The organism is Bacillus sp. TCT6, assembly GCF_056033845.1.
The window spans coordinates 1,560,904-1,586,345 of record NZ_JBVYHX010000001.1; the positions used below are offsets into that span (position 1 = coordinate 1,560,904).

At 34.2% G+C, this 25,442-nt stretch carries 25 protein-coding genes; 23 read left to right on the forward strand and 2 right to left on the reverse strand.

Annotation, left to right across the window (positions count from 1 at the left end; all coding sequences use genetic code 11):
- Positions 1-14 precede the first annotated feature (14 nt).
- The 6 genes from AC0ONG_RS07955 to AC0ONG_RS07980 all read left to right on the forward strand — a co-directional run bounded on the left by AC0ONG_RS07955 (position 15) and on the right by AC0ONG_RS07980 (position 5,004).
- Positions 15-446 (forward strand): Rrf2 family transcriptional regulator, encoded by a 432-nt coding sequence (locus tag AC0ONG_RS07955; protein ID WP_000704085.1) that lies wholly within the window; start codon positions 15-17, stop codon positions 444-446.
- A 71-nt stretch (positions 447-517) separates the two neighbouring features.
- Positions 518-1,168: a DsbA family oxidoreductase gene (locus AC0ONG_RS07960; RefSeq protein ID WP_000216666.1), complete on the forward strand. Its 651-nt coding sequence runs from the start codon at positions 518-520 to the stop codon at positions 1,166-1,168.
- 57 nt (positions 1,169-1,225) lie between these two features.
- The gene (locus AC0ONG_RS07965; RefSeq protein WP_001277013.1) at positions 1,226-1,828 is read left to right on the forward strand and encodes a nitroreductase family protein; all 603 of its coding nucleotides are present in this window, start codon (positions 1,226-1,228) and stop codon (positions 1,826-1,828) included.
- Between the two features lie 126 nt (positions 1,829-1,954).
- Complete coding sequence (locus AC0ONG_RS07970; protein ID WP_000997344.1) at positions 1,955-2,086, forward strand: hypothetical protein; 132 nt, start codon at positions 1,955-1,957, stop codon at positions 2,084-2,086.
- A gap of 111 nt (positions 2,087-2,197) precedes the next feature.
- Entirely contained in the window at positions 2,198-3,808 is a 1,611-nt protein-coding gene (locus tag AC0ONG_RS07975) for an amidase family protein (protein WP_127725751.1), read from the forward strand.
- Between the two features lie 182 nt (positions 3,809-3,990).
- Positions 3,991-5,004, forward strand: a complete 1,014-nt coding sequence (locus AC0ONG_RS07980; RefSeq protein ID WP_001006602.1) for an AI-2E family transporter — start codon at positions 3,991-3,993, stop codon at positions 5,002-5,004.
- Positions 5,005-5,092: 88 nt separating this feature from the next.
- On the opposite strand, the gene AC0ONG_RS07985 is transcribed toward AC0ONG_RS07980, so the two are convergent.
- A complete protein-coding gene (locus AC0ONG_RS07985; protein WP_000715322.1) occupies positions 5,093-6,037 on the reverse strand; it encodes an L-lactate dehydrogenase in 945 nt (314 codons plus the stop codon).
- A gap of 200 nt (positions 6,038-6,237) precedes the next feature.
- Between AC0ONG_RS07985 and AC0ONG_RS07990 the strand changes: the two genes are divergently transcribed.
- The 7 genes from AC0ONG_RS07990 (at position 6,238) to AC0ONG_RS08020 (ending at position 13,613) form a co-directional block, all read left to right on the forward strand.
- The gene (locus AC0ONG_RS07990; RefSeq protein ID WP_000528028.1) at positions 6,238-7,674 is read left to right on the forward strand and encodes a flavin monoamine oxidase family protein; all 1,437 of its coding nucleotides are present in this window, start codon (positions 6,238-6,240) and stop codon (positions 7,672-7,674) included.
- Positions 7,675-7,780: 106 nt separating this feature from the next.
- On the forward strand, positions 7,781-8,704 hold the full coding sequence (locus tag AC0ONG_RS07995; RefSeq protein ID WP_001044926.1) for a CobW family GTP-binding protein: 924 nt from the start codon (positions 7,781-7,783) through the stop codon (positions 8,702-8,704).
- Positions 8,705-8,967: 263 nt separating this feature from the next.
- Complete coding sequence (locus AC0ONG_RS08000) at positions 8,968-10,185, forward strand: substrate-binding domain-containing protein (RefSeq protein ID WP_000061996.1); 1,218 nt, start codon at positions 8,968-8,970, stop codon at positions 10,183-10,185.
- Between the two features lie 90 nt (positions 10,186-10,275).
- Entirely contained in the window at positions 10,276-11,049 is a 774-nt protein-coding gene (locus tag AC0ONG_RS08005) for an ABC transporter ATP-binding protein (RefSeq protein WP_000149309.1), read from the forward strand.
- A complete protein-coding gene (locus AC0ONG_RS08010) occupies positions 11,027-11,728 on the forward strand; it encodes an ABC transporter ATP-binding protein (protein WP_001196715.1) in 702 nt (233 codons plus the stop codon). Before AC0ONG_RS08005 ends, AC0ONG_RS08010 begins: the two co-directional genes overlap by 23 nt.
- Positions 11,729-11,749: 21 nt before the next feature.
- A complete protein-coding gene (locus tag AC0ONG_RS08015) occupies positions 11,750-12,610 on the forward strand; it encodes a branched-chain amino acid ABC transporter permease (protein WP_000382788.1) in 861 nt (286 codons plus the stop codon).
- 49 nt (positions 12,611-12,659) lie between these two features.
- On the forward strand, positions 12,660-13,613 hold the full coding sequence (locus AC0ONG_RS08020; RefSeq protein ID WP_002083259.1) for a branched-chain amino acid ABC transporter permease: 954 nt from the start codon (positions 12,660-12,662) through the stop codon (positions 13,611-13,613).
- A gap of 93 nt (positions 13,614-13,706) precedes the next feature.
- Here AC0ONG_RS08020 and AC0ONG_RS08025 read toward each other — a convergent pair whose 3' ends face one another.
- Positions 13,707-14,495, reverse strand: a complete 789-nt coding sequence (locus tag AC0ONG_RS08025; RefSeq protein ID WP_000404994.1) for a LysR family transcriptional regulator — start codon at positions 14,493-14,495, stop codon at positions 13,707-13,709.
- A gap of 120 nt (positions 14,496-14,615) precedes the next feature.
- On the opposite strand from AC0ONG_RS08025, the gene AC0ONG_RS08030 reads away from it, so the two are divergent.
- From AC0ONG_RS08030 to AC0ONG_RS08075, 10 genes are all read left to right on the forward strand, one after another.
- Positions 14,616-15,164 carry a DUF4865 family protein gene (locus AC0ONG_RS08030; RefSeq protein ID WP_000579906.1) on the forward strand — a complete coding sequence of 183 codons (549 nt, stop codon included), beginning with the start codon at positions 14,616-14,618 and terminating at the stop codon, positions 15,162-15,164.
- Positions 15,165-15,205: 41 nt separating this feature from the next.
- Positions 15,206-15,613, forward strand: coding sequence for a tautomerase family protein (locus AC0ONG_RS08035; RefSeq protein WP_001117255.1), 408 nt, complete (start codon positions 15,206-15,208; stop codon positions 15,611-15,613).
- Between the two features lies 1 nt (position 15,614).
- Positions 15,615-15,938 carry a carboxymuconolactone decarboxylase family protein gene (locus tag AC0ONG_RS08040; protein WP_000980843.1) on the forward strand — a complete coding sequence of 108 codons (324 nt, stop codon included), beginning with the start codon at positions 15,615-15,617 and terminating at the stop codon, positions 15,936-15,938.
- A 153-nt stretch (positions 15,939-16,091) separates the two neighbouring features.
- Positions 16,092-16,535, forward strand: coding sequence for a MarR family winged helix-turn-helix transcriptional regulator (locus AC0ONG_RS08045; RefSeq protein ID WP_001205523.1), 444 nt, complete (start codon positions 16,092-16,094; stop codon positions 16,533-16,535).
- Positions 16,536-16,655: 120 nt separating this feature from the next.
- Positions 16,656-17,711 (forward strand): LLM class flavin-dependent oxidoreductase, encoded by a 1,056-nt coding sequence (locus tag AC0ONG_RS08050; protein ID WP_000417550.1) that lies wholly within the window; start codon positions 16,656-16,658, stop codon positions 17,709-17,711.
- A 591-nt stretch (positions 17,712-18,302) separates the two neighbouring features.
- Positions 18,303-19,706 carry a cytochrome ubiquinol oxidase subunit I gene (gene cydA / locus AC0ONG_RS08055; protein WP_000448870.1) on the forward strand — a complete coding sequence of 468 codons (1,404 nt, stop codon included), beginning with the start codon at positions 18,303-18,305 and terminating at the stop codon, positions 19,704-19,706.
- The gene (gene cydB / locus AC0ONG_RS08060) at positions 19,693-20,709 is read left to right on the forward strand and encodes a cytochrome d ubiquinol oxidase subunit II (protein WP_000950083.1); all 1,017 of its coding nucleotides are present in this window, start codon (positions 19,693-19,695) and stop codon (positions 20,707-20,709) included. Before cydA ends, cydB begins: the two co-directional genes overlap by 14 nt.
- Entirely contained in the window at positions 20,709-22,430 is a 1,722-nt protein-coding gene (cydD, locus tag AC0ONG_RS08065; RefSeq protein WP_000824030.1) for a thiol reductant ABC exporter subunit CydD, read from the forward strand. The genes cydB and cydD overlap by 1 nt, the downstream gene beginning before the upstream one ends.
- Positions 22,427-24,151, forward strand: a complete 1,725-nt coding sequence (gene cydC / locus AC0ONG_RS08070; protein WP_016077848.1) for a thiol reductant ABC exporter subunit CydC — start codon at positions 22,427-22,429, stop codon at positions 24,149-24,151. Before cydD ends, cydC begins: the two co-directional genes overlap by 4 nt.
- A 132-nt stretch (positions 24,152-24,283) precedes the next feature.
- Complete coding sequence (locus tag AC0ONG_RS08075) at positions 24,284-25,432, forward strand: hypothetical protein (protein ID WP_000662898.1); 1,149 nt, start codon at positions 24,284-24,286, stop codon at positions 25,430-25,432.
- The last annotated feature ends 10 nt before the right edge of the window (positions 25,433-25,442 follow it).

Sequence of the window (25,442 nt, forward strand, 5' to 3'; positions counted from 1 at the left end):
AGGTGGTGATTACGATGAAAATTAGTAGCCGCTTTTCCATAGCTGTTCATATTTTATCTATTTTGAAAAACAATCCATCTTCACTTTGTACTTCAGACTATATGGCTGAGAGTGTCAATACAAATCCAGTAGTCATTCGTAAAATCATGTCGTACTTGAAACAAGCTGGCTTTGTTTACGTAAATCGTGGACCGGGTGGCGCGGGATTACTAAAGGATTTATATGAAATCACATTGTTAGATGTGTATCATGCAGTGAACGTAGTCGAAGAAGACAAGCTATTTCATATTCACGAGCAACCGAATCCAGATTGTCCAATTGGGGCGAATATTCAAGCGGTGTTAGAAATTATTTTAATTCAAGCACAATCCGCGATGGAAGAAGTTTTGAGAAATATTACAATGGGGCAGTTGTTTGAAACTTTGCAAGAAAAAATGAATGCTTAAATCCTATTTATATTTTTTTGTCATTAATGTAACTGATTTGATTACAACAATAAAGGTAAGGTGTAAAAGTTATGACTGTAAAAATGAAAGTATACTCAGATTTTATATGTCCGTTTTGTTTTTTAGCAAAAGGTCCATTAGATGAGGTAGCGAAAGAGAAAGATGTAGAGATTGAATGGATGCCATTTGAATTACGTCCAAGTCCATATTCAAAAATAGATCCATGGAATGAACCAGAAAAATTAGGTTCATGGGATGCTTTCATTCTTCCGACAGCGAAGAAGTTAGGAATTGATATGCGCTTGCCACGTGTTTCACCACATCCATATACACATTTAGCTTTCGAAGGATGTCAATTTGCGAAAGAACGTGGACTAGGTAATGAGTATCATCACCGCGTATTCACAGCATTTTTCCAAGAAGAGCAAAACATTGAAGATATTGATGTGTTAACAAAATTAGCGGTAGAAGTAGGACTTCCTGAGGCGGAATTTAAAGATGCTTTAGTAATTCGTAAATATAAAGAAAAGCATCAAGAAGCAATTCAACACGCATATGATGAAGCGAATATTATGGCTGTTCCAACTGTCATGATTGGAGATGAAGTCATTCAAGGGCTTGCTAGTAAAGAAACACTAGAAAGGGTCATTGATAAAGAAATTGAAAAGGATAAAACAAATTCATTTGAAGGTATGCAATGTAATACCGATGGATATTGCTAATTCGCTTGTTATGAAATAACAAAATAAATTATAAAACAAACATTTGGAGGAATTAAAATGTCAGCAACTACAACAAACTTAAAAGAAGCAATTGTGAATCGCCGTTCAATTCGTAAAGTAGCAAAAAACGATGCAATTACGAAAGAAAGAATTGAAGAAGTGTTAAAAACAGCTTTACACGCACCAACATCTTTCAATATGCAAAGTGGTCGTATGGTTGTATTAATGGATGGAGAGCATGAAAAGTTTTGGGATATTGTTAAAGAAACACTAAGAGCTCGCGTACCAGCAGAAAACTTTGAAGCGACTGTAGAAAGACTAAAAGGCTTCCATGCAGGTGTAGGAACAGTTCTATTCTTTGAAGATCAAGCAACTGTACAAAAAATGCAAGAAAATGCGCCATTATATAAAGATCAGTTCCCATTCTGGTCTCATCAAGGAAATGCGATGTTACAACATACTGTGTGGATGCTATTATCTGCTGAAGGAATTGGAGCGTCATTACAACATTACAACCCAATCGTAGATGCTGAAGTGAAAGAAACTTGGAACATTCCAGCAGAGTGGAGCTTAGTAGGTCAAATGCCATTTGGTGAACCAAACGAACAACCAGCAGAAAGAACGTTCTTGCCTACTGAAGATGTAGTGAAATTTTATTAAGAAATACAATATGTAACGAGAAGGAAGCTGTGCTGAAAAACAGCTTCCTTTTTTGTAGTGGTGTTAATTTATGTGCATTTAGGGAAGAAATATAAGAAATAATCCGGTGAGAAGGGAATTAGAAAAATGAATGATGAGAAAAAGTATACAGTGGTAGGTACTGATGTTGAGGAAGTAAAGCGTTTAAATAAAAATTCAGGATTAACGTATAATCAAGTGAAAGAAATGTTAGCAAAGCAAATGCAAAAAAAGAAGTAATTAGATTGAAATCTTTCATTTTTTCATTTAGCATTTTGATTGGAGAGAGTTAAGTAAAAGGTAACTCTCTTTTTTGTATAGCTAAGCATCTTATAGAGTGGAGGAAGCAACATGAAGAAATGGGTAAAGGTAACGCTGTCTATCACTGGAGGCATTGTCTTATTAGCGTGTGCCGGCGGATATTACGTGTATAAAAATTATTTTCCAAAGGAACCTGAGCGTATTGTATATGATAAAGAAAGAGTGCTACAACCGATACATAATCAGCTTAAAGGAATCAATATAGAAAATGTAAAGATAAAAGAAAAAGAAGTCGTAAATGCGACTGTAGATGAGCTTCAAAAAATGATTGATGATGGAAAGTTGTCATATGAAGAATTAACGAGTATTTATCTCTTTAGAATACAAGAACATGATCAAAATGGAATAACATTAAATTCTGTTACAGAGATAAATCCTAATGCGATGGAAGAAGCAAGAAAGTTAGATCAAGAGCGGGGTAGAAACAAAAATTCGAATTTATATGGTATTCCTGTCGTTGTAAAAGATAATGTACAGACGGAAAAAGTGATGCCGACTAGTGCAGGAACTTATGTATTAAAAGATTGGATTGCAGATCAAGACGCAACAATTGTGAAGCAGTTGAAAGAAGAAGGAGCATTTGTTTTAGGAAAAGCGAATATGTCTGAGTGGGCGAACTATTTATCTTTTACAATGCCAAGCGGGTATAGCGGGAAAAAAGGACAAAATTTAAACCCGTACGGTCCGATTACATTCGATACTTCAGGATCAAGTTCAGGATCTGCTACAGTAGTTGCGGCGGATTTTGCGCCGCTTGCAATTGGAACAGAAACGACGGGATCGATTGTTGCACCAGCGGCGCAGCAATCAGTAGTTGGGTTACGTCCATCTTTAGGTATGGTAAGTAGAACAGGAATTATTCCATTAGCTGAAACTCTTGATACAGCAGGACCTATGGCAAGAACAGTAAAAGATGCAGCAACGTTATTTAATGCAATGATAGGTTATGACGAAAAAGATGTTATGACAGAAAAAATGAAAGATATAGAAAGAATTAATTATACAAAGGATTTATCAATAGATGGATTAAAAGGGAAAAAGATAGGGCTTCTTTTTTCTGTAGACCAACAAGATGAAAATAGAAAAACAGTAGCAGAAAAAATAAAAAAAGACCTTCAAGATGCAGGTGCAATATTGACTGATTATATTCAGTTAAACAATGGGGGTGTAGATAATTTGCAAACTTCAGAATATGAGTTCAAGCATAATGTAAACGACTATCTTTCACAGCAAAAGAATGTACCGGTAAAATCGTTAGAAGAGATTTTAGCGTTTAATAAAAAGGATAGTAAAAGACGAATAAAGTACGGACAAACATTAATTGAGGGGTCTGAAAAATCTGCTATAACGAAAGAAGAGTTCGAAAACGTAGTACAAACGAGTCAAGCAAATGCAAAAAAAGAGCTAGATAGGTATTTAGTAGAACAAGGTTTGGATGCTCTAGTTATGATTAATAACGATGAAGTTCTTCTATCAGCTGTAGCTGGTTATCCGGAATTAGCGGTTCCTGCTGGATATGATAAAAATGGAGAACCAATCGGTGTAGTGTTTGTAGGGAAACAGTTTGGTGAAAGAGAGCTTTTCAATATGGGATATGCGTATGAACAGCAGTCTAAAAATAGAAAATCACCTAGTTTATAAAAAGATTATATGAAAAATAACTGGAGTCCACCGAAATATGTTGGTGGATTCCAGTTAAACGAATCTAACAATATGAAAAGAAAAAAAGGATTCTTCTTAATTAGTAAGAAAGATTGTCTATAGGAGTTCATAAAATGTAATATATTCAATTTCCATCCATTGAAGGGGGAGGTTAATTTTTAATGAATGAAGTAAAGAGTTTTTTTCGAAGTAGAGGGTTTCAACGGTTTCTCGTTTTAATAATAGTAGCGCTTGTATTATATGCATTAAAAAGTATGATCAATTTAATATTAATTACGTTTATACTGACGTTTTTAATGGATCGATTTCAACGTTTTATTTCAAGAAAATTGAAAGTAAACCGGAAAATTGTTATTGCATGTTTGTATATAATACTAGTTTCCTTTATAGGCACAACGTTATATAAATATTTACCTGTGCTGACGATACAAATTTCACAATTAATTTATCAATTTAAACTGTTTTTTCAAAATCCACCTGATAATGAAATCGTTAAATATGTACTTTCGACAATTAATGGGATGGAAGTATCAAAATATATAGAACAAGGTGTAGATGTTATATATCAATCAATAGCAAATATAGGGAAGGTAAGTTTACAAATATTATTATCTCTAATTTTAAGCTTATTTTTCTTATTAGAAAAAGAGCGTATTATTACATTTACATCTAAGTTTAAAGATAGTAAGTTAAAAATCTTTTATGAGGAAATTGCATATTTTGGTGAAAGATTTGCAAGATCGTTCGGAAAAGTAATTGAAGCTCAGTTTTTAATTGCCGTTGTAAATTGTATTCTTACTGTCATTGCATTAATTGTTTTAGGATTTCCACAGCTACTTGTATTAGCTGTTATGGTTTTCTTACTAGGGTTGATTCCTGTTGCAGGTGTGATTATTTCTTTGTTTCCACTTTGTATCATTGCTTACAACGTAGGCGGAGTTATGTACGTAGTATACATACTCGTGTTCATAACAGTAATCCACGCTCTTGAAAGTTATTTTTTAAATCCGAAGTTTATGTCTGCAAAAACAAATTTACCAATCTTTTATACATTTATGATTCTCATCTTCTCAGAGCATTTCCTCGGAATATGGGGGCTTATTATCGGGATACCAATCTTTATCTTTTTATTAGATGTACTTGATATAAATAATGAGGATGCGACTAAAAAATAAGAAATGATAGAAAATCATTAAAAGGTCATAGGGGATAATTAAGATAAAAAAGCAATCCAAAATAAATTGGATTGCTTTTTTATCTTAATTAAAGAACCGGAGCCATTGTTTCTTTTAATACTTGAACAGAGTGATCGAATTTTAATTCTTCTTCTTCACTTAATTCAACCTCTAAAATTTCACGAACACCGCCGCGATTTAAAACAGCAGGCACCCCGATATAAACATCTTTTTGACCATATTGACCTTCTAAGTAAGCTGATACAGTTAATACACTATTTTCGTCGTTTAAAATTGCTTTTGTAACACGTAGAAGTGACATACCGATACCATAATAAGTTGCGCCTTTACGCTCAATAATATGGTAAGCTGCATCACGGACGTTTATGAAAATTTTGTCTAAATCTTCTTGATTATACGTGTTGTCTTTTTCAAGCAGTGTTTGTAGTTTTTGGATACCAACGGAAACATGACTCCAAACAGGAAGTTCAGTATCGCCGTGTTCTCCGATAATATAAGCGTGAATGTTGTGTGGACCAATATCGAAGTACTCACCTAACATATAGCGGAAACGAGCAGAATCAAGCGTTGTACCAGAACCGATTACACGTTCTTTCGGTAAACCAGATTCTTTCCAAGTTACGTAAGTTAAAATATCTACAGGGTTTGTTGCGATTAAGAAGATGCCATCAAATCCGCTATCCATAATACTGCGAACGATTTGTTTAAAGATTTTAGCGTTTTTCTCAACTAAATCTAAACGTGTTTCGCCTGGTTTTTGTGGTAATCCAGCTGTAATAACTACAAGGTCAGCATCTTTACAATCTTCGTAGCTGCCTTTCCATACTCTAGTTGGAGCTGGTGCGAATGGAACAGCATGACTTAAATCCATTGCTTCTCCTTCAGCTTTTGCCTCATTTACATCGACTAAAACAAATTCTTCAGCTACGGCTTGGTTAATCATGCAGTAAGCATAACTACATCCAACTGCTCCTGTTCCTACTAATACAACACGGTTAATACCTTTTTTCATTTCAAAATTCCTCGCAATTTCATTGGTTTTGTTATGTAAGATAATACGTCTTACTTCTATAGAATCATATCTAGTTTATTACATTTTATAAAAGATATTCAAGTATTTGAAAATGTATCCGTGTAATTCCTTGCCCAAAACATAGGAATGAAGGTAACTGAATATAATTCAGTAAAATCCTTTGTAAAAGGGGAAATGGCATGGGGAACCCATTAACAATGGAAGAAATGCTTCATATTATTCATGCAGGGCTTGTTAAAAAGAATAACCCAAAACGGATTACCATTGCCGGTGCAGGGATTTCTGGATTAGTTGCAGGTTCTTTATTAAAAGAGGCTGGGCACGAAGTAACGATTATAGAAGCAAATAACAGAATAGGTGGCAGGGTGTATACGATTCGGGAACCATTTAGTGTGGGTTTATATTTTAATGCGGGACCGATGAGAATCCCTGATACCCATAAGTTAACCTTAGCGTATATTTATAAATTTAAACTACCTTTAAACCTTTTTATAAATAAAACTTTTGCAGATATCATTTACACGAATAACATTCAAACGAGATTGAATGTGTTTGAAAATGATCCAAGTGTACTTGAATATCCGGTTTTGGATAAAGAAAGAGGAAAAACGGCAGAAGAGTTAATGATTGAGGTATTAGAACCAATACTAAATTATATTAAGAAGGAACCTGATAAAAACTGGCTTATTGTTGAAAAAAAGTATAAAACGTATTCGCTTGGTTCATTTTTAATGGAGTATTATTCAGATGTTGCAATAGATATAATCGGGGTACTTCTTGATATGGAAGCTTATATGGGAATGTCCTTAATTGAAGTATTACGTGAAATGATCTTCTTTACTTCAACAACGAAATATTATGAAATAACTGGTGGAATGGATAAGTTATCGAATGCATTCTTACCACAATTAAGAGAGCATATTTTAATGCCGTATAAGGTTGATAAAATCATACAAGAAGATAATAAAGTAATGTTACAAGGAAACCATGAGCAAACGTTAGAGCAATTTACAATAACAAGTGATTTTGCTATTATTACAATTCCGTTTTCAGCGTTAAGATTTGTAGAAGTTCAGCCATACTATTTATTCTCTTATTTTAAAAGAAGAGCAATTCGTGAATTAAATTATATTGCTGCAACTAAAATTGCAATAGAGTTTAAAAGTAGATTTTGGGAGAAAGCGGGACAGTGTGGTGGGAAATCTATTACTGATTTACCGATACGGTTTACATACTATCCGAGTTATGGCATTCATACTCCAGGACCAGCTGTTGTGTTGGCTAGTTATACGTGGGCAGATGAGGCGTTAACATGGGATAGTCTCCCCCAGAGAGATCGTATTCGTTACGCATTAAAAAATTTAGCGGAAATATACGGTGACATCGTCTATAGTGAGTTTGTCACTGGAACATCTTTTAGCTGGAGTAAAAATCCGTATTCTTGCGGTGCATTTACAGCTTTTGAACCAGGCCAAGAGCTCGAGTTATTTCCGTATATTACACCACCATCTGGAAAAGTACACTTTGCAGGAGAGCATACGACATTAACACATGGATGGATGCAAGGAGCAATTGAGTCTGGAGTTAGAGTTGCATATGAAGTAAATGAGCAGTGAATCTCTTATATTTACAAATGGTCATTCTTTTAATAAAATGATAAATATAAATCGTAATTATTACGCTTTGAATACATTTGAAATAAAGAAATGGATGGTCGGTTGAATGAATAAAGTGGAGATTCATATATTAGGTGGTTTTTTAGGTAGTGGAAAATCAACATTATTACAAAATTTATTGTTAGCAGAGAAAAAGAAGAATAGAAAAGTTGCAGTATTAATGAATGAAATTGGTGAATACTCGGTAGATACAGATATTATTGGAAAAGAGAATGTTTTAAGAGAACTTCTTAAAGGCTGTATTTGTTGTACGTTAAAAGAAGAGCTTGAAATACAATTACATTCGTTATACCAACAAGAAAGACCAGATGTCATTTATATAGAAACGACAGGTGTTGCGCATCCAATTGAAGTGTTAGACGCGTGTGTCTCGCCAATTTTAGCTCCTTTCCTGGAAGTGAAATCAATTGTAGTCGTTTTAGATGCAGTAAGGTGGTTAAACAAAAGTATATTAAGTGCAAATGTACAACAGCTATTGCATGAGCAACTGAAATTTGGTAGTCACATTCTTGTTAATAAAGCAGATTTACTAACAGATGAAGATAAGAACATAGTACTTGAAGAAGTAAAGACAATAAATGATCATGCGAAAATGTATGAGACAAAGTATTGTAATATATCTTTAAAAGATATAGAAGAAGCAGAATTTCCAAATGATGAGGAACATGAGACACTACACGTTAAACAGCATTTACATATACAAACGATGACGTATCAATTTACGAAACCGATTGATCAAGACAAATTATATGAATGGCTTTCGAATTTACCAGATAGTATTTATCGAGTGAAAGGCTTTGTGAAATTCCATGGAGATAAATACCCTCACCTATTCCAATATTCGTTCGGAGTACCGACTTTACTGGAACAAGATTTCGGTTTCCCAACAAACTTAGTAGTAATTGGAGAAGGAATAGATAAGAAACGATTGGCTGAAGGGTTAGAGAAAGTAGAACTTAACTCTAATTAAGGTGAAAAGACTAACTTAAAAAATAAGTTAGTCTTTTTGTATGGCCATTACTAAAATGAAACAGTATTTTCAATTGGATTGCAGAATATATATTGATTGTATGTCCGTTTCCATTACATAGGAAGGTGATTATATATTTGTGCCGAATGTAGAGGGTACTACAAGAGTTTTCCATTATCTATCGTATTAGTTAGTCATGATTACGGACAGGGGATTTTGGCGTGTTTGATTCTATCAGAAAGTAAAGTATGGGGAGGATCACAATGTCGATGAAAAAACGTAAGTGGCTAAAGACAATGTTTACTGGTTGTGTTTTAGGTTCGTTATTAATAACGGCAGCTTGTTCAGGAAAGAAAACAAGTACAGAAGATGAAAAAACGATTAAGGTAGGAGTCCTTGCTTCTTTAACAGGACCGCTAGAATCGTATGGAAAACAAACAGTGAACGGATTTGAATTAGGGTTAGACTATGCAACTGGTGGGACTGGGAAAGTAGATGGGAAAAAGATTAAGTTTGTTGTAGAAGATACAGAAACGAAAGCGGATGTAGCAGTGAAGAAAGCTACGAAGTTATTAGAAGAAGAGAAAGTTGATTTTTTAGTTGGATCGTCTAGTTCAAGTGATACGTTAGCGGTTTTACCACTGGCAGAAGAATATGAAAAGATTATGGTTGTAGAACCGGCAGTTGCGGATAGTATTACCGGGAAGAACTGGAATAAATATATTTTTAGAACTGGAAGAAGTTCCTCACAAGATGCGATTGCAGGAGCAGCAGCAATTGCGAAAAAAGATGTAAAGATTGCGACATTTGCCCCAGATAACGCTTTTGGTCGTGAAGGGATTGCTGCATTTAAAGCGGGTGCGAAAAAATTAGGTGCGAACATTGTGAATGAGCAATACGCGGATACAAATTCAACAGATTTTACAGCGAATATTCAAAATATCATTAGTTCAAAACCAGATTATTTATTTATCGTTTGGGCAGGGGCAAATTCACCTTGGAAACAGTTGAAAGATATGAATGTGGAAGCGCAAGGTATTAAAATTTCTACAGGTGCGCCAGATATACCAGCATTAAAAACAATGGATGCATTAGTAGGTATGCAAGGTTTTTCTGTATATTATCACACACTTCCAAAAAATAAAGTGAATGATTGGCTAGTTGAAGAGCATAAAAAACGTTTTAATGGTGCAGTGCCAGATTTGTTTACAGCGGGAGGAATGTCAGCAGCAATTTCTATTGTAGAAGCCTTAAAGAAAACAAAAGGTGATACAGATGTAGATACCTTGATTAAGAAAATGGAAGGAATGGAATTTGATACACCAAAAGGAAAGATGAAGTTTAGAGAGAAGGATCACCAAGCGATGCAGACACTGTATTCTATCACATTGAAAAAGCAAGACGGTGTTGATTATCCGGTGCCAGTGTTAGAGCGAGAATTAACGATGAAAGAAACAGAACCACCAGTTCAAAATAAATAGACTGAATTTTCTGTTGTTTTTGTATAAAGAGGGGGGACCCTCTTTATACATATTTCTTTCATACTCACGGCTTTAAAGGGAGGGGATTTCGTGACACATTTGTTAGAGACGAAAAATCTTAGCGTATCTTTTGGTGAAGATCATGTTATTAAAGATGTAAATTTAACTGTCCAAAAAGGAAAACTCATTTCTATTATCGGGCCAAATGGTGCGGGGAAGACAACATTATTTAATTTACTAAGTGGACAGATTTCACCCACAACAGGTGAAGTGTATTTTAAAGGGCAAGATATTACAAAACTATCGATTTCAGATCGAACACGCTTAGGAATCGGTCGCTCTTTTCAGCTTACAAACATATTCCCAGAATTAACGGTACTTGAAAATGTCCGTTTAAGTGTTCAATCATTCGTACAAGATTACTATAGCTTTTTCCCGAATCCAGCAAAATTAAAGCAACAAGTTGGAGAGGCGAGACGTTTCTTAAAAACAGTATTACTTCACGAGAAAGAGAACGTATTAGCGAAAGATTTGGCACATGGAGAGAAAAGAAAGCTAGAACTTGCGATGTTATTAGCTTTAAAAACGGATGTGTTATTACTTGATGAGCCGACGGCAGGTATTTCGGTTGAGGAAGTCCCTGCTATATTACAAGTGATTGAAAATATTAAGAAACATCCAGAGAGCACAATTGTACTTATCGAACACAAAATGGATATGATACTAGGTTTGTCAGATCATCTTATCGTTTTATTTCATGGAGAGTTATTGGCTGAAGGATTGCCAGAAGAAATTATGAAAGATGAGCGTGTACAAAGTGCTTATTTAGGGGGATTATATAGTGGCACTATTACAAGTGAATAATATAGAAACGTATTTAGATCAGTTTCATATTTTGCAAGGAGTATCTCTTACTGTTGAGAAAGGGACGATTACTGTACTGTTTGGTAGAAACGGGGCAGGGAAAACAACGACATTACGTTCAGTTATGGGGTTTCACCGGATTACAGATGGTCAAATTTATTATGATAGTGCAAAAGTAAGTGGATTACCTACACATTTAATTTCAAGGAAAGGAATAGGGTATGTACCAGAAAATCAAGGTATTTTTCATGATTTGACAGTAGAAGAAACATTCGCTCTTGCTAGGGGAAAAGGTGAAGAAGTAGAAGGGAAAATAGAGTGGATGCTGGAACTATTTCCGGATTTAAAGCAGTTTTGGAATAAGAAAAGTGGGCTCTTGAGCGGAGGGCAAAAGCAAATGTTGGCTATTTCAAGAGCGTTTATTAATAGTGATGGATTATTACTTATTGATGAACCGAGCAAAGGGCTATCCCCGATAATGGTGGAGAAATTAATGGTAGCTATTTTGAAGATGAAAGAGAAAACAACAGTTTTACTTGTTGAGCAAAATTTTATGATGGCTAGTCAAATTGGCGATTATTTTTACATTATGGATAACGGACGAATTGTTCATAACGGTTTTATGAATGAATTAAAAAAGGATAAGGAAATGTGTCATAAATATTTAGGAATCTCTTAACATGAATCCGAGGTGAAAAGGATGGATGTGTTAATAAATTTATTTGTAAATGGGATTTCAACAGGGATGCTCATTTTTTTGTTAGCATCAGGTCTTTCACTTATTTTCGGTCTAATGAGCGTTTTAAACTTTGCACACGGTGGTTTATTTGCATGGGGAGCATTTACAGGTGTTTGGTTATTTAATATGACAGGAAGTTATATATTAGCTTTAGTTGGAGCAGTAGCCATGGGAATGTTCCTAGGATTTATTTTAGAAAGGTTTCTTATTAGACCGGTATATGGAAATCATGTTCGACAGCTGCTCGTTACGCTTGGAGGAATGCTCGTTCTTAGTGAGTGTATTAAAATATTTTGGGGGCCAAACCCTATTAGTGCAAAATTACCGTTATGGTTACAAGGAAGTTTTACATCCGGAGGTATTATATTAATTAAATATCGTCTATTCGTTATTTTGATTGGGATAATTATTTACATTGCACTACTATTATTACTCAAAAAGACGAAGATAGGTCTTATGATCCGTGCTGGTGTAATGGATAAAGAAATGGTTCAAGCGCTTGGTATTAATGTAAAAGCGATATTTTCTTTCGTCTTTTTATTAGGAGCAGGGATGGCAGCTTTGGGAGGATTCTTATTAGCACCGTATTCGGGCGTTATTTTCGCCGAGATGGGCATGCAGTATGCAATTTTAGCATTTATAGTAGTAATTATCGGTGGATTAGGAAGCGTACAAGGTTCAGCTATTGCTTCTTTAATTGTCGGATTAGCTGGTGCTTTTACAGCGTATTTTATACCAGATTTATCACTTGCAATTAATATGTTAATGTTACTATTTTTCTTAATAGTGAAGCCAACTGGACTTGTTGGTGAAAAGGGGTGAAATGGTGAACAACACATCGGACCGAATTAAAGTATACTCCGGAGTATGTATGCTCATTTGTTTAAGTGTATTTCCGTTCGTAAATGATTCACGGAGCCTGTTAATTTTGTTCACTCAAATCTTCATCTTTGCTATTTTTGCAATGAGTTTTGATGTATTGCTTGGGTATACAGGAATTGTATCGTTCGGTCATTGTATGTTCTTTGGGATAGGAGCATATGGGGTAGCGCTTTTATTTGATCGACAAGGCGTATCAATAACGAACTTTTTAATTGGAATAGTAGCTGCAATTATCGTTTCAGCAATCGTTAGTTATATAATTGGTTTGCTTTCTTTACGATTGAAAAGTCATTTTTATGCAATGTTAACACTTGCTATTTCACAGTTGTTTTTCGTACTTGCTGAAAAATGGCGTGGGCTTACTCACGGAGGAGATGGTTTTACATTTGGAGTACCAGAAATATTCCGTGATCGTTTTACTTTTTATTATGTATCACTTGTATGTTTATGCTTCATTTTTATTCTATTACGTCTTTTTACAAAGTCTTCTATTGGGAAAGTATTAAAGGCAATTTCACAAAATGAACAACGTGTTGAAGCACTTGGATATAAAGTCCTCCATTATAAAATAATCGCAAGTGTAGTCGCAGGAATAGTAGCTGCAATTAGCGGTGGTTTATTTGTTATTACATTACGCTTTGTCAATACGACTGTATTTTCAATTGAAATGACACTAAATGCACTCTTAATGACAATGATTGGAGGAGTCGGAACATTAATTGGAGCTATTGCTGGGTCTGGGATTATTGAATCACTAAAATATTATTTATCAGAACTAGCGACGGAATATCCGATTTTTGAAAGATGGACGATTATTCTAGGTTTATTGTATATTATCGTGCTACTCGTTTTTCCGAAAGGATTGGTTGGGACGGTTAAGAAATTGAAGAGTTTTAAAAGGAATAAAAAGGAGAAAAGTACAGAAGTGGAGCAAAACGTGTGAAAAATCAATTGTATACAAAATAAAAATCCCTCTTGTATATTCGTTAAAGAGGGATTTTTATTTTGAAAAAAGTTTGTAATCAAAGTCATTTTATTAATCAAATAGTTCATCAGGGATATGCTTTATAAAGGTTTGATTCGTAAAAAAATGAACAGCTAAATTCTCAAGGGGAACATCTTCAATTATTACTAATGTATCATTTTTAATCGGTAAAAAAGCTATTCCTTTTCCATCAGCAATAAACTCTTCCATAAGCGAATAAGAATCCAACTGTTGAAGTTGTCGCTGAGATAGATTGTTTTCTTTTAGAAATTGTATTGTCTTATTCCTAAAAGGGCACTTTTTGTCATTGCTAACGAAGAAAATTTCTTTTGAATAATCAATGGTACATTTTTCTTTCGCTTTTAATAAGCCTACAGAAATTGAGGTTGTGAACACTTTTTTAAACGATGCGTCAGGATAATCCTCATAAGTTATGACCATATCAACTTTTTGTTGCTGCAGTAATTTTTGCAAATGACTACTACTTTCTACATATATTTGATAATTTCTGAAATTTACTTTAATACGCTTACTTAAATAATTTGTCAAAATAGATTGTGACGTCGCTATTATATAAGAAGAACCACTCGTTTTAATTTCATCTTTTACTTCTTCTAATAGAGTTAATATTTTATTCGTGTAATCTAATAAAATGTCACCAGCAGGTAACAAGGAAACACCTTTGTTATCTCTATGTAGTAAAGGCGTTTCTAATTCTTGTTCTAATTTTTTGATTCGCTCAGTTACGTTCGGTTGAACATATCCTAACTCTTTAGCAGCTTTACTAATAGAACCCTCACTGGCCACAGTTTTGAATATAATAAGATCATTTATTTCCATGTATCTCAGCCCCTTATGCACTATCATTATAAATGATACCAAACATAATTTATACCTATTTTACGTTAGCCGCTTATCGATTTATCATAATGTATATAAGATTGAAAGCGAGTGATAAACATGATTGGAATGCAATATAAGGTCATTCTTCCAAAGGATTATGACATGGAAATTATTAAGAAAAGGGTAAAGGATAATGGCTATAAAACTGATGGTTTCCAAGAACTAAATTTTAAAGCTTATTTAATTACGGAAACGGAGAAAGACGGGAATTTTTATAACTGCTATGCACCTTTATATATTTGGAATGGTCATGAAGGGATGAATAAATTTATCTTTGAAGGGTATTACGATAACATTTTACAATCTTTTGGATGGCAACAAATACATATAGGTGTTCCATTAGTGGTTAATCTAAGTGATGGATTTAAGAAAAGTAGATATGTTGTTGAATATGCAGGAAGTATTTCTCAAAGTAAAACGTTGATTGGGACTCAATTAAACACGATAAATGAAAATGTACAAAACAATGAAAAGTGTTTAGGGAATGTAATCGTTTATAATCCGGATAAATGGGGATACAGTAGGTTTGAGTTTTATGAAGAGAAGCCTGAAATGGTAACAAATAAAGGTGTTACAGTATATGAGATTTTGCACATTTCACGATGAAAACTTGTTGAAATTAAATTAAGAAAAAGGAATGAAAATGTATGCCTTTTGTGAACGTTTATTATCATGAAAATATATTAAATAAAGAAGAGTTGAAAAAGATAGGTGAATGTATTCATCTGTCATTAATTGAACATTTTAACATCCCTGAAAATGATTTTTTTCAAATGTTTTTACCTTATCAACAAAATCACTTTTTATATAATCCATATTATTTATTAGAAAGAGGAGAAAAGAGAACGGAGAATATGATTTATGTTTCTATTACATGTGGACCGGAAAGAACGATAAAACAAAAAAGGAATTTATATCAGTCGATATCCTTGAAGGTTTCTAAATGCTCGGGGATAAAAAGTGCAGATATTTTTATTACGCTAAATGAGACATCTGCTGAAAATTGGTCATTTGGTCAAGGATTGGCACAATTGGTAAAAGTGAAGGGTGAGTGAAATGATGAATGAATCAATTGAATATTGTATTCAAGAGAAAATGAGAGAAAAGGCACCTGCATTTGCTCATTATAGTGAAGAGATATTGTTTGAGGAAGTGTGGCGGGATGATACTTTAACATTAAGAGAAAGAAGTTTATGTACAGTGTCGGCATTAATCAGTCTTGGTCATACAGAACAATTATTATTTCATTTGCAGTTGGCCAAACAAAATGGAATTGCAGAAAATGAAATGATTGCATTAATAACGCATATGGCTTTTTATGTTGGCTGGCCCAAAGCAGTAACAGCTTTAAATATAGTAATGAATGAAATGAAAAGTTAAGAATAATGATAAGTAAGAATTCATGTTTATATGAATTCTTACTTATCATTATTTATGCAATACTCTATCGCTATATTTATTACATTTTATCTTGCTTTTTTATCACTTGCGTAGTAAATTGATAGTAAGATGAACGCTAGGAAGTGATGAAACATGCGTGATAATACGATAGGATCATTAATATGGTTACGTTTAATACGATTTACGAACCAAAGTAATCAAATGTCAAATGAGTTTTTAAAACGTTTTGATTTAACGACAGCTCAATTTGATGTGCTTTTGCAAATACGTACGTATCAACCACTAACACAAATGGAGTTAGCTGAAAAGGTAACTGTTACACAAGGTGGCATTTCTCGAATGTTAACTCGTCTTGAAAAAGAAGGATATATTGTACGAAAACAAGATTGGAAAACGAAAACAATTAGTCTTACAGAGCAAGGAGAAGCAGCTTTAGAGAGAGCATTGCCAGAGCAACTTGCATTTCAATCTTCGTTTTTTGATGATGTATTAAATGAAGAAGAGCAGAAAATATTATACGAGCTGATGACGAAAGTTCATAAGCATAGCGAAAAAAAAGAATTACCGCAAGAGTAATTTTTTTTACATCATCAATTGACTAATCAAGTGATGAGATAGGTAATACGGAGATATACTTGACTTACCAACGTTTTTAGAAGAAAAACTAATACTACTTTATTAAAGGGGAGAGTAACTATGGAAAAATACCGCATAGATACAAGAAAAGGAATTGAGTTTGGGTTATATTCAATTGGCGATCATGTTTTAAATCCACATAATGGGGAGAAAATTACGCCAGAAAAAAGAATTCACGAACTAATTGAAACAGCTAAGTTAGCAGATGAGGCAGGGCTTGATGTGTTTGCTGTAGGTGAAAGTCATCAAACGCATTTTACAACGCAAGCTCATACAGTTATTTTAGGTGCGGTCGCGCAAGCTACGAAAAATATAAAAATTGCAAGTTCCGCAACGATATTAAGTACATCTGACCCAGTTCGAGTATATGAGGATTTCGCTACCATTGACTTGATTTCTAATGGTCGTGCTGAAATCGTAGCTGGTCGTGGATCTCGTATTGGAGGATATAGTTTACTTGGTTATGACGTGAATGATTATGAAGAATTATTTGAAGAGAAGATGGATCTTTTATTAAAAATTAATAACGAGGAACATGTAACATGGAATGGACAGTTCAGAGCACCGCTCGCACATGCATCGGTTATTCCAAGAGCGAAAAATAATAACTTACCAATTTGGCGTGCAGTTGGAGGTCCACCAGCTAGTGCAATTAAAGCAGGACGTGCAGGTGTGCCAATGATGATAACAACACTTGGTGGTCCAGCAATTAACTTTAAAGTGTCAGTAGATGCTTACCGCGAGGCTGCTCAGCAAAGTGGATTTGATCCAGCTAGTTTACCAGTTGCGACAACGAGTTTATTTTATACGGCAAAAAATTCACAAGATGCACTTAGTGAATATTATCCTCACATTAATGCTGGTATGCTTACACTGCGCGGTGGTGGGTATCCGAAACAGCAATTTACAAATGCAATAGATTACCGTGATGCTTTAATGGTTGGTAGCCCACAACAAATCATTGAGAAAATGCTTTACCAATATGAATTGTTTGGCCAACAACGCTTTATGGCACAAATTGATTTTGGCGGTGTACCATTTGATAAAATTGAGAAAAATATTGAATTAATTGCTACTGAAATATTACCAGCCGTTAGAAAACATACAGCAAAATAAATAAAAAAACTGGGAGTCTAATTGACTCTCAGTTTTTTATTTGTTATGGAAAAATGACAAAAAAATGAACTTTTAGTCGAGGGAGAGGGAAGTTGTTTTCTATTTTTGAATAACATTATTTCGAGTTTGAATTTTGAAAATACATTTTTCTCTTGACAAAAAATAAGCATTTATCGAGGATAGTTTCGAGGACATTTTTTCGGTTGAAAGTCAAGTGTATGAAGAAAAAACGATTGTTTTATAGATATAAAAGTAAGAAGTATATTGAAAAAACACATTTTGCTAATGAAAAAAATCTGATTCAAAAAAATGACAAAAGACATATTTCAGACAAAATGATGTCAATAATACGTCAAAAATAACCTGAATTTACTATGCAGGTATATTATACAATTCGATTAACGAATAAAACACTACAGAAATAGTGAAAAGGTAAAAATTAGCATTGCAATAGTTTGAAAAACTGAAACTTCATATTTTTCGACAATACATACAAAATGTTTTTGTCTTTTCGTATTTCTTAATAATTGAGTTTGATAAGATTGCTCAATTAACTTTTATTATAAAAACTATGAAGGAAGTGATTTTAGTATGGAAACGCTCGAATTGGCACGAATACAGTTCGCATCAACAACGATTTTCCATTACTTTTTTGTTCCGCTGTCAATTGGTTTAGCTTTTATTATTGCGATCATGCAAACGTTGTATGTGGTAAAAGGGCAAGAAGTATATAAGAAGATGGCAAAGTTTTGGACGCAATTATTCCTTATTAACTTTGCAGTAGGTGTAGTAACAGGTATTTTACAAGAATTTCAGTTTGGTATGAACTGGTCAACGTATTCACGTTTTGTAGGTGATGTATTTGGTCCCTCGCTTGCAATTGAAGGATTACTGGCATTTTTCATTGAGTCTACATTCCTAGGTTTATGGGTATTCGGTGAGGATAAATTACCGAAGCGAATTCACTTAATGTGTATTTGGCTCCTTTCAATTGGAACGATGTTATCAGCATTCTGGATTTTAACTGCAAGTGCATTTATGCAGTCACCTGTCGGGTATGAAATGGCAGCTGATGGTCGTGCACAAATGAATGATTTCTTAGCCATTATTCAAAACCCACAACTATGGGTACAATTCCCGCATACAATTACAGCAGCAATTGCAACAGGTGCATTCTTTATTGCGGGTGTAAGTGCATGGAAAATTACAAAAGGACAAGAAACTGTAGTATTTAAAAAATCTTTCCGAATTTCTATCATTGTTGGAACAATTACAACGGCGCTTGTATTATTCTTCGGTCATGCACAAGCGCAACAATTAATTAAGACACATCCAATGAAGATGGCGGCAGCTGAAGCACTATGGAATACAAGTGAGGATCCAGCGCCATTTACAGTATTTTCGAAAATTGATACAGAGAAGAAAGAAAATTCGTTTGAAATTCAAATCCCTTATATGCTAAGTCTATTATCGTATGATAAGTTTAGCGGTCAAGTTGAAGGGATGAATCAAATTCAAAAACAATATGAAGAAAAATATGGACCTGGGGATTATATTCCTCCAGTGCATACAATGTTTTGGAGTTTTAGAGCGATGGTAATGAGTGGAACATTCATGCTTCTTCTAGGAGCTTACGGATGGTTCTTATCAAGAAAAGATCGTTTAGCTGAAAAAACGTGGTATTTAAAATTAATGGTGTATGCAATTTCTCTTCCATTCATCGGTAATACAGTAGGGTGGATTATGACTGAAATGGGTCGTCAACCTTGGGTTGTATTTGGTGTAATGAAAACAGAAGATGCTGTATCACCAAATGTAACATTCGGTGAAGTATTATTCTCACTTATTTCATTCACATCAATGTATTTAATTATGGGTGGAATTTGTGTGTACTTATTTGTTCGTACCATTAAGGGCCACACGAATAAGAAAACGAAAAAGGATTATCAAAGCCATGATCCATTTGATAAGGAGGAAGAGTATGTTATCTCTTAATGAGTTATGGTTTTTAGTTATTGCAATCTTATTTGTTGGATTCTTCGTACTGGAAGGTTTCGACTTTGGGGTAGGAATGGTTTCGAGGTTTTTAGGAAAGAATGATTTTGAAAAACGAGTTTACTTAAATACAATAGGACCGTTCTGGCACGCGAATGAAGTATGGCTTGTTTGTGCTGGTGGAGCCATGTTTGCGGCATTTCCGCACTGGTATGCAACTTTATTTAGTGGTTTTTATATTCCGTTTGTATTTATGCTTCTTGCTTTAATTTTAAGAGGTGTTTCCTTTAAATTTCGTGCGAAAATAGATAATCATAAATGGAAGAGTGCGTGGGATTGGGGGATGTTTATTGGAAGTATGTTACCTCCTATCCTTTGGGGAGTTGCGATTGCAAACTTTATGGTAGGTGTACCTATTGATGAGAGTAAAAATGTTGTAGGTGGATTCCTGCAATTACTTCATCCATTTGCGTTACTTGGGGGAGTAATGTTTCTCCTACTATGTATTGTTCACGGATTACAATTTCTTACGATACGTACAACTGGTAAATTGAGAGAACGTGCACGAATTGCTGCAATAAAAATTGCACCATTTTCATTAATTACACTTCTTGTTTTTGCTGGTGTGGGGTTATGGAAAACCGACATTTTCACTGCTCATGGAACAGAATGGATTATGGTACCAATCGGAGCTTTTGTAGCACTATTAGTGTCCACTTTATTAAATAAAAGAAGAAGAGATGGTTGGGCTTTCTTTATGACGAGTTTAACAATCATTTTACTAAGTGCGAGTGTATTTATCGGTATGTTCCCACGTGTTATGATTAGCTCTTTAGGAGCAATGAATGATTTGACAATTTACAACGCAGCATCAGGAGCTTATGCATTAAAACTTATGACTTACTTTGCGATTGCTATTTTGCCTTTCGTTATCGGAAGTCAAATATGGAGTTATTATGTATTTAGACAACCTGTTAAGTCAGACAACGATTTGGAGTACTAATGAAAAGAAAAAGAGGACTTCCGTCTTATCCCGGTAGCCGTATTTTATATGTAGCGTTAACGATTATTAGTATTTTAGAAGCTTTTAGTATTATTGCGCAAACAATCTTTTTAGCACGAGCTATTACGTTTTTATTTCATGGAGAGACAGTACAAACAATATTAAGTGAAATTGTTTATTTTGGTATCGCGTTTGCAGCGCGTAACATAGTAGTTCGAACATCACAAATATTAGTGGAACGTTTTGCCGAAAAAACAGGGTCGTTACTAAGAAAACAATTGATAGAGGCATATTTCACATTAGGTCCAAGGTATGTTCAAACGGTTGGAACTGGTCATCTGGTTACCTTATCAATTGAGGGGATTGAGAAATTTAAAACATATATTGAATTAACGATTCCTAAAATGATTAGAAGCAGTATCGTTCCAGGTCTAATTGTACTATATGTTTTTACGCTAGATATTGAGTCTGGAATCATTTTAGTTGTAACGATTCCTATCGTGATCATATTTATGATTCTTCTCGGATTAGCAGCGCAAAAAATGGCAGATAGTCAGTATGAGATATATCGTGTACTTTCGAACCATTTTGTAGATACGTTAAAAGGTTTAGAAACATTAAAGTATTTAGGGAAAAGTGAACAGCACGAAGGAAAGATTGAAAAAGTAAGTAAAAGATATAGAAAAGCAACGATGCGTACTTTGCGAGTTGCTTTTCTTTCTTCTTTTGCATTAGATTTCTTTACGAGTTTATCAATCGCGTTTGTGGCAGTTGGATTAGGGATACGCTTAATAGATGGAACGATTATACTATTACCAGCCCTTACAATTTTGATTTTAGCTCCGGAATATTTTCTGCCGATTAAACAAGTGGGAGCAAATTATCATGCGACATTAGATGGACAAATTGCGATGGAGCAAATAGAAGAGATTTTGCAACAACAAAAAGGAATAGAAAAGAAAGATTTAAATGAAGATATAGTATGGAATGCCTCTAGTAGCTTGAAATTACAAGATATCAAAGTTAATAATACTGAATCTGAGAAGGCTATATTAGAAAGGATTAATGTTACTTGGGAAGGTAACGGTGCTATTGGTGTTATTGGTGAAAGTGGTGCGGGGAAATCGACGTTAATCGACGTATTAGCCGGGTTTTTATCTCCTTCGAGTGGAAAGATGTTAGTAAATGGTCTAGAAGTTGATGGATCTACTCGTGAAGATTGGCAAAAAAATATTGCTTACATTCCGCAGCAACCTTATATTTTTCCGCTTTCATTAAAGGATAACATTCGTTTTTATGAAACAAATGCAACAGATGAAGAAGTTGAAAGAGTTATTAATGAAGTCGGCCTTCGTTCACTCGTTACATCACTTCCAAATGGGATGCACGAAAGAATTGGAGAAGGTGGACGTATGCTAAGTGGCGGACAAGAACAGCGTGTTGCTATGGCGCGTGCACTTTTAAGTAAAAAACCAATCATTTTATTAGATGAGCCTACGGCACATCTTGATATTGAAACCGAATTTGAAATAAAGCAAGCGATGTTACGTCTATTTAATGGAAAATTAGTATTTTTAGCAACCCACCGTCTACATTGGATGAAACAAATGGACCATATCCTTATTTTAAATAAAGGGGAAATGAAAGAAAGTGGGACGTATGAAGAACTTTTAGAGAATGAGACATTACATTTTCATAGGGAAGAGAGGGGAGAGAAATGAGCAACTGGGTTAAACCTTATATAAAACAAAATAAAGGTAGAATGACTTTAACTATTTTCCTTGGTCTTCTTGGAGTTAGTTCAGGAGCGATGTTACTTTTTATTTCAGGTTATTTGATCTCAAAATCTGCCCTTAGACCAGAAAATGTAATGGCTGTATATGTTCCTATTGTTGCAACAAGAGCGTTTAGTATAGGGCAAGCTGTGTTTCATTATATAGAGCGCTTAGTCGGACATGATGTCGTACTACGTATATTAGAAAAAATGAGAACGAAACTATATAGAATAGTAGAACCACAGGCGTTATTTTTTCGTTCTCGATTTCAAACGGGTGATATGTTAGGAGTGTTATCCGAAGATATAGAGCATTTGCAAAACCTATATTTACGTACAATATTCCCTAGCATATTAGCGCTAGTTGTTTATAGTATCTTCGTACTTGTTATCGGTGCATTTGACCTTGTGTTTGCACTTATTGTAGGTTGTATGTTAGCTATTATCGTGTTTCTTCTTCCGTTTGTATCATTACTTTTAATGAAGAAACACCATGTTACTTTGAAGCAAGGTAGAAGCCGTTTGTATCAACAACTGACGGATGCTGTTTTTGGATTATCTGATTGGCAGGCGAGTGGTCGTAAAGGTGAATTTATTAATGAGTATGTAAAACAAAATGATCAGTTGTTAAAAATAGAAAAGAGAGTGAAACGCTGGTATCATATTCGGGACAGTATCATTCAATTAGTAGTAGGTATTGTAGTTATTTCGATGATTATATGGACTGGGAATGAAGCGGCAAGCGAACAAATTGCTCCAACCGTAATCGCAGCTTTCGTATTAATGACTTTATCTGTAACGAACGCGCTTATTCCTATTGCAGATGCCATCGATCGAATCCCGTCGTATGTAGAATCTACTCATCGTCTTAATCGCGTAGAAAGTGATAGTGTTTTACATGATGAAATGGATTTGCAGGAGGAGAAAGATTACATTGAACCAAAACATGTAGATATTGAACTGAATCACGTATCGTATAGTTATCCAGATAGTAACGAGATTGTATTAAAAGACGTATCATTACAAATAAAAGCAGGGAAGAAAATTGCTATTTTAGGCAGGAGTGGGACAGGGAAATCTACTTTACTAAAATTATTAACAGGTGCGTTAAGCCCAGTAAATGGCAAAGTTGTATTGAATGGTAAACGAGCTCATACGAATCTTTTATCTAAATATATTTCTGTATTAAATCAAAAGCCACATTTGTTTGATACGACAATTGGAAATAATGTGAGAATCGGCAAACCAGAGGCGACGGATGAAGAGATATGGAAAGCTTTAGAGAAGGCACAATTAGCTTCACATATTACTTCTCTTCCAGCCGGATTACAAACAAAAATGCATGAAATGGGAAAACGGTTTTCTGGTGGGGAAAGACAAAGGGTTGCTTTTGCTAGAACTCTTATGCAAGAAACACCAATTATTGTACTTGATGAACCGACTATCGGTTTAGATCCAAAAACAGAATTGTCTTTAATTGAAACAATGTTTTCTGCAACGGAAGAAAAGACGGTTATTTGGATTACGCACCATCTTGTAGGAATAGAACATGTAGACGAAGTAATATTCCTTGATCGTGGCCAAATTGTCATGCAAGGTAGCCATAAACAACTTCTGAAAGAAAATGAAAAGTATCGTAAACTTTATGAGTTAGATAAAGGAATATGATTTGAATAAGCAATAATTGTAAAAATAGCTACGCCTAATGGTGGAGCTATTTTTTTGTTAGATTGCAGGTGTATATGATTGTTACGAATTAAAAATGAATTTCATATTATACATATAATGGAGGGGATGTACATGAAGGAGCAATTTAAAATCATTGTTTTAAGTGATGAATTATCAGGGGATAGGATTCGAAATACGTTAGACAAAAATAAATGTAAAACAATAGTTCATGTTGTAGACGTTTCAAATGTTGTTCGTATAGAAAGTTCTTTTCAATATATAGTCATTTGGAGAGGGGACGCAGAAAAACTTACAAATGACTTGATAAATAGGGGCGTACAAAGTTCAAAAATTATTAATTTAACAAAATACATGTATGAATGGAAGGATAAATTAATTTCTATCTATCAAATAAATCCGGATCTTATGTCTTTATACATTTCTATAAAAAAAGCAAAGAGTGATCCGACGTATGAATTGTTTGCTACCGGTTTGTCTTATCCACATTGTGGCATAAGTACGGAGCTCCTCTCAAAAAAGTCAATAAAATTAACACTTCCATCTCAAGATCTATACTATGATTATTTAATAGCGTCACAACTTCTATCAAACACTCATTCATTTCAATATTGTTTAATAGGAATAGCTTATTTCTCGTTTTACTTTGATATGTCGTTATCATCTGAATCATATAGAATTCACAAAGTATATTATCCATTGTTTCAAGATGGTCATCATACTGTAGTTTATTCTCCTTTACCCACGGATGGATTCTTACATCTAAATACTCCGAAACCACTTTTTTCTATTTTTAATTTGCATTTTGAATATATTTTATTAGACGAACTAAAAGATGAATCATTGATACTGCCTTGGATAAATGCTGAGTGGAATACCACTCCTCTTCACATTCCTTTTGAAGAACACGGGAAAATAAGAGCAGCTTCACACGCTAAATTGGCGTATCCTCATACTTTAGTTGAAAATAAAATGATTTTTAAGAAATATTTAGAATTACTATTAAAAAACGATATAAAGCCATTAATTGTTGTATTCCCTGTTACTTCACATTATTTCAATTGTAGTAGTAAGAAATTAAAAGAAGATTTTTATAAAGTTATAAATGAGTTTCAAACTCAATATTCTTTTCAAATCATAGATCTATTTGATTCGCCATTATTTTGTGAGGATGATTTTTATGATAGTGATCATATGAATAAAAAAGGTGCAAATAAAATGTCCGCGTTATTAAATATGTTTATTCAGGAACGAAAAGTATGATATTTTGTTT

What these genes read in the sequence shown, in the direction of transcription:
- AC0ONG_RS07955 (WP_000704085.1), top strand. Translation starts at nt 15, where the DNA reads ATGAAAATTAGTAGCCGCTTTTCCATAGCTGTTCATATTTTATCTATT.
- AC0ONG_RS07960 (WP_000216666.1), top strand. Translation starts at nt 518, where the DNA reads ATGACTGTAAAAATGAAAGTATACTCAGATTTTATATGTCCGTTTTGT.
- AC0ONG_RS07965 (WP_001277013.1), top strand. Translation starts at nt 1,226, where the DNA reads ATGTCAGCAACTACAACAAACTTAAAAGAAGCAATTGTGAATCGCCGT.
- AC0ONG_RS07970 (WP_000997344.1), top strand. Translation starts at nt 1,955, where the DNA reads ATGAATGATGAGAAAAAGTATACAGTGGTAGGTACTGATGTTGAGGAA.
- AC0ONG_RS07975 (WP_127725751.1), top strand. Translation starts at nt 2,198, where the DNA reads ATGAAGAAATGGGTAAAGGTAACGCTGTCTATCACTGGAGGCATTGTC.
- AC0ONG_RS07980 (WP_001006602.1), top strand. Translation starts at nt 3,991, where the DNA reads ATGAATGAAGTAAAGAGTTTTTTTCGAAGTAGAGGGTTTCAACGGTTT.
- AC0ONG_RS07985 (WP_000715322.1), bottom strand. Translation starts at nt 6,037, where the DNA reads ATGAAAAAAGGTATTAACCGTGTTGTATTAGTAGGAACAGGAGCAGTT.
- AC0ONG_RS07990 (WP_000528028.1), top strand. Translation starts at nt 6,238, where the DNA reads ATGGGGAACCCATTAACAATGGAAGAAATGCTTCATATTATTCATGCA.
- AC0ONG_RS07995 (WP_001044926.1), top strand. Translation starts at nt 7,781, where the DNA reads ATGAATAAAGTGGAGATTCATATATTAGGTGGTTTTTTAGGTAGTGGA.
- AC0ONG_RS08000 (WP_000061996.1), top strand. Translation starts at nt 8,968, where the DNA reads ATGTCGATGAAAAAACGTAAGTGGCTAAAGACAATGTTTACTGGTTGT.
- AC0ONG_RS08015 (WP_000382788.1), top strand. Translation starts at nt 11,750, where the DNA reads ATGGATGTGTTAATAAATTTATTTGTAAATGGGATTTCAACAGGGATG.
- AC0ONG_RS08020 (WP_002083259.1), top strand. Translation starts at nt 12,660, where the DNA reads ATGCTCATTTGTTTAAGTGTATTTCCGTTCGTAAATGATTCACGGAGC.
- AC0ONG_RS08025 (WP_000404994.1), bottom strand. Translation starts at nt 14,495, where the DNA reads ATGGAAATAAATGATCTTATTATATTCAAAACTGTGGCCAGTGAGGGT.
- AC0ONG_RS08030 (WP_000579906.1), top strand. Translation starts at nt 14,616, where the DNA reads ATGATTGGAATGCAATATAAGGTCATTCTTCCAAAGGATTATGACATG.
- AC0ONG_RS08035 (WP_001117255.1), top strand. Translation starts at nt 15,206, where the DNA reads ATGCCTTTTGTGAACGTTTATTATCATGAAAATATATTAAATAAAGAA.
- AC0ONG_RS08040 (WP_000980843.1), top strand. Translation starts at nt 15,615, where the DNA reads ATGATGAATGAATCAATTGAATATTGTATTCAAGAGAAAATGAGAGAA.
- AC0ONG_RS08045 (WP_001205523.1), top strand. Translation starts at nt 16,092, where the DNA reads ATGCGTGATAATACGATAGGATCATTAATATGGTTACGTTTAATACGA.
- AC0ONG_RS08050 (WP_000417550.1), top strand. Translation starts at nt 16,656, where the DNA reads ATGGAAAAATACCGCATAGATACAAGAAAAGGAATTGAGTTTGGGTTA.
- cydA (WP_000448870.1), top strand. Translation starts at nt 18,303, where the DNA reads ATGGAAACGCTCGAATTGGCACGAATACAGTTCGCATCAACAACGATT.
- cydB (WP_000950083.1), top strand. Translation starts at nt 19,693, where the DNA reads ATGTTATCTCTTAATGAGTTATGGTTTTTAGTTATTGCAATCTTATTT.
- cydD (WP_000824030.1), top strand. Translation starts at nt 20,709, where the DNA reads ATGAAAAGAAAAAGAGGACTTCCGTCTTATCCCGGTAGCCGTATTTTA.
- cydC (WP_016077848.1), top strand. Translation starts at nt 22,427, where the DNA reads ATGAGCAACTGGGTTAAACCTTATATAAAACAAAATAAAGGTAGAATG.
- AC0ONG_RS08075 (WP_000662898.1), top strand. Translation starts at nt 24,284, where the DNA reads ATGAAGGAGCAATTTAAAATCATTGTTTTAAGTGATGAATTATCAGGG.